The organism is Rhizobacter sp. P3_B12 (assembly GCF_056402895.1).
In genome coordinates, this window is the sequence record NZ_JBFUGN010000655.1 from 1 (window position 1) to 3,510 (window position 3,510).

5 protein-coding genes are annotated in these 3,510 nt (G+C 70.0%); 3 read left to right on the forward strand and 2 right to left on the reverse strand.

All coding sequences use genetic code 11. The features are described 5' to 3' along the window. On the reverse strand, window positions 1-199 hold a 199-nt coding region (locus AC1D01_RS25565), incomplete at its 3' end, for a hypothetical protein (protein WP_477871351.1). A 124-nt stretch (window positions 200-323) separates the two neighbouring features. Here AC1D01_RS25565 and AC1D01_RS25570 point away from each other — a divergent pair. The 3 genes from AC1D01_RS25570 to AC1D01_RS25580 are packed head-to-tail and all read left to right on the forward strand — an operon-like array spanning window position 324 to window position 2,530. Then, complete coding sequence (locus AC1D01_RS25570) at window positions 324-908, forward strand: RNA polymerase sigma factor (RefSeq protein ID WP_477871353.1); 585 nt, start codon at window positions 324-326, stop codon at window positions 906-908. 15 nt (window positions 909-923) lie between these two features. Beyond that, on the forward strand, window positions 924-1,295 hold the full coding sequence (locus tag AC1D01_RS25575; RefSeq protein WP_477871359.1) for a hypothetical protein: 372 nt from the start codon (window positions 924-926) through the stop codon (window positions 1,293-1,295). Next, window positions 1,292-2,530 carry an MFS transporter gene (locus AC1D01_RS25580; RefSeq protein WP_477871355.1) on the forward strand — a complete coding sequence of 413 codons (1,239 nt, stop codon included), beginning with the start codon at window positions 1,292-1,294 and terminating at the stop codon, window positions 2,528-2,530. The genes AC1D01_RS25575 and AC1D01_RS25580 overlap by 4 nt, the downstream gene beginning before the upstream one ends. Here AC1D01_RS25580 and AC1D01_RS25585 read toward each other — a convergent pair. Further along, on the reverse strand, window positions 2,487-3,510 hold a 1,024-nt coding region (locus AC1D01_RS25585; RefSeq protein ID WP_477871357.1), incomplete at its 5' end, for an MFS transporter. The genes AC1D01_RS25580 and AC1D01_RS25585 overlap by 44 nt on opposite strands.

Consider the following 3,510-nt stretch of genomic DNA (forward strand, 5'->3'; position numbering starts at 1 on the left):
CGTTCCAGTAGCCCTGGCGCTCGAGATCCTCGCCCTTGATCACGGTGACCGGGCTCGGCCCGTCGGCCTGCGCGCGCAGCAGGCGCGAGCCGGTGACCTGCACGCCGGGCAGGCTCTGGCCCTCGGGCTCGGCAGCGTGGGCGGGGGTGATGGCGGCGAGCAGCAGCGCGCCGAATAGTGGTCGTGTGGATGAAGGCATGCTGGATGGGTCACGAAAAAACGTGACCGCAGGCTACGCACCGACCTCGGGGGACACAACGAAGGGAAGCTCACATGCAAATGCGGCCGCACAATATTCCGGCGCCTGGAACGTCTTCCCAGGCATGGATCCGCCAACGCCGCCTGCCCTCGTGACCGCACCCCATCCCGATCACGAGCAGGAAATCACCGCCACGGTCCGGCGCGAATCGGGCCGGCTCGGCGATTTCATCCGGCGCCGCGTGCCCGACCCGACCGATGCGGAAGACATCCTGCAGGACGTGCTGGAGGAGTTCGTCGAGGCATATCGACTGCCATCCGCGATCGAGCAGGTGAGCGCGTGGCTGTTCCGGGTGGCGCGCAACCGCATCGTCGACCGCTTCCGCAAGAAGCGCGAAGAGCCGCTGCGCGATGCGGGCGATCCGGACGATGACGACACGCGGCTCGACCTGGCACTGCCCGACCCGGACGGCGGCCCGGAGGCGGCCTATGCGCGCTCGGTGCTGCTGGACACGCTGCAGCAGGCGCTCGACGAGCTGCCGGCGAACCAGCGCGAGGTGTTCATCGCGCACGAACTCGACGGCCGCAGCTTCAAGGACATGGCGGCAGACACCGGCGTGCCGCTCAACACGCTGCTCGCCCGCAAGCGCTACGCGGTGCTCTACCTGCGCGCGCAGCTGCAACCCATCTATGACGAACTGGAAGACTGAAGGAGAAAGATGATGATGAGATTCAAGGCAATGTTCGTGGGCCGCCTCGTGCTGGGCCTGGTCGCGATCGCCGCTCTGGGCGGCGTGGTGATGGCGCTGTGGAATGTGGTGATCCCCGGGCTGCTGACGGGGGCGCAGGCCATCGACTACCCGCACGCGCTGGGCCTGCTGCTGCTGTGCCGGATCCTGTTCGGCGGCTTTCGCGGGTATGGTGGCTGGCGGCGCGGCTGGCATGGCCACCGGTTCGGGCATCGCAGATGCGGCCCCGACTGGCACGCGATGACGCCCGAGGAGCGGGAGCAGTTCCGCCGTGGCATCCGCCCCGATCGACCCGACAATCGATCCCACCACCAGCATCCCGACGCCCGCACCGGAGCCCCTGAATGAGCACACCGTCCCTCGCGCCACCCGCAACGCCCCAGGCGTTCTCGCCCTACCAGAAGGTGGTGCTGGGGCTGCTCGCGTTCCTGCAGTTCGCGGTCATCCTCGATTTCATGCTGATGGCGCCGCTCGGCGCGCTGATCATGCCGGCGCTGTCGATCAGCCCGAAGCAGTTCGGGCTCGTCGTCTCGGCCTATGCGTTCAGCGCCGGTGCGGCCGGGCTGCTGACGGCCGGTTTCGCGGACCGCTTCGACCGCAGGAAGCTGCTGCTGTTCTTCTACACCGGCTTCGTGCTGGGCACGCTGTGGTGCGGGCTGTCACCCACCTTCGAGAGCCTGCTTGCGGCGCGCATCGTCACCGGCCTGTTCGGCGGCGTGATCGGCTCGATCGTGCTCGCGATCGCCACCGACCTGTTCCCGGCGTCGATGCGCGGCCGCGTGATGGGGCTGATCCAGACCGCGTTCGCGGCGAGCCAGGTGCTGGGCCTGCCGGCCGGGCTGTACCTGTCGAGCCGCTGGGACTGGCACATGCCCTTCTTCGCGATGGCCGCGCTCGGGCTGGTGGGCGGGCTGGTGGTGGCCTGGCGGCTGCAGCCGGTGGATGCGCACCTGAAGCTGCCGCAGGAGCGTGGCGCCTTCAGCCACCTGCTGCACACGGTGGCCGTGCCGCGCCACCTGCTGGCGTTCGCGACGACCGCACTGCTGACCACCGGCGGCTTCATGCTGATGCCGTTCAGCAGCGCCTTCACCGTCAACAACCTGGACATCAGCATGCACAGCCTGCCGACGATCTACCTGGTGACGGGGCTGTGCACCATCGTGTTCGGGCCGCTGATCGGCCGGGCTGCCGACAGGTTCGGCAAGTTCCGCGTGTTCACGGTGGGCACGCTGCTGTCGATGACGATGGTGCAGATCTACACCCACCTCGGCCCGGTGCCGCTGCCGGTGCTGATCGCGGTCAACGCGGTGCTGTTCGTCGGGATCTTCTCGCGGATGATCCCGTTCCAGGCCCTCGTGGCCGGCGTACCGACGCCGGCGCAGCGCGGCGCGTTCAACGCGATCAGCTCGTCGGTGCAGCAGCTGTCGGGCGGCATCGCGTCGGTGATCGCGGGCCACATCGTCACGCTGGGGGCCGACGGCCGGCTGCAGCATTTCGACCGGGTCGGGCACGTCGTGGTGGGCGCGTCGATCGTGTCGTTCATGCTGCTGTGGCGCTTGCAGAAGAGCGTCGCAGCAGGCTGACCACGGCGGCGGCCAACGCAGCCGCCGCCCCGAGCGCCAGGCCCCAGTGCACGGCGCTGACCGACGGCAGCAGCGCGAACAGCAGCCCGATCGACAGGCTGCCCAGCGTCTGCCCGGTCAGCCGCGCGGTGCCCTGTGCACCGCCGGCCGCGCCGCTGCGCTCCTTCGGCGCGGCGAGCAGCATGTTCTGGTTGTTGGGTGTCTGGAAGAACCCGAAGCCGAGACCCGCCAGGCTCGTGAAGACGACCATCGGCCCCCAGGGATCGCCGTGGATCGGCCAGGCGGTGCACAGCGCCAGGCCGAGCGAGAGGCACGCCCCACCGATCGCGCAGAGCCACGCGGTCGGCACGCCGCGCCGGGCCAGGCGCGCCGACAACGGCGCGGCCACCATCACCGCCAGCGGCCACGGGGTCATCAGCAGGCCGGTGGCCGCCACGCCCAGGCCCAGCTCGTGCTGGAAGTAGAACGGCAGCGATACATAGCCGACCATCTGCCCGGTGAAGCAGCACACCGATGCGATGACCGATAGCCGGAACGACGGCACGCGCAGAAGATCGAGCGGGATCAGCGGCGCCGCCTTCGGCCTCTCGCGCCGCACCAGCAGCACCAGCGAAACGGCCGACACGGCGAGCAAGGCCGCGCCGTACCACGGCGACGACGGCAGCCAGTCGCTGCCCAGCACGAAGGCGGCGAACAGGAGCGCGTTGAGCGCGATGCTGGCGAGGTCGAGGCGGCGCCCGGTGCCGGGCGGATTCGGCAACCCTGCACAGGCCGCCAGCACCAACACGCCGACCGGCAGGTTCACCGCGAACAGCCACGGCCAGCTCGCGACCGACAGCAAGGCGGCGCCGACCGCCGGCCCGGCCGCCGAGGCGCCTGCCACCGTCAGCGCGTTCCAGGCGATCGCCTGGCCCAGCAAGCGGCGCGGATAGGTGAAGCGCAACAGCGCCAGCCCCAGCGGCATCACCGCCGCGCTGCCC

Excerpts from the sequence above, each read along its gene's own strand:
- AC1D01_RS25570 (WP_477871353.1), top strand. The coding sequence starts at position 324 with ATGGATCCGCCAACGCCGCCTGCCCTCGTGACCGCACCCCATCCCGAT.
- AC1D01_RS25575 (WP_477871359.1), top strand. The coding sequence starts at position 924 with ATGAGATTCAAGGCAATGTTCGTGGGCCGCCTCGTGCTGGGCCTGGTC.
- AC1D01_RS25580 (WP_477871355.1), top strand. The coding sequence starts at position 1,292 with ATGAGCACACCGTCCCTCGCGCCACCCGCAACGCCCCAGGCGTTCTCG.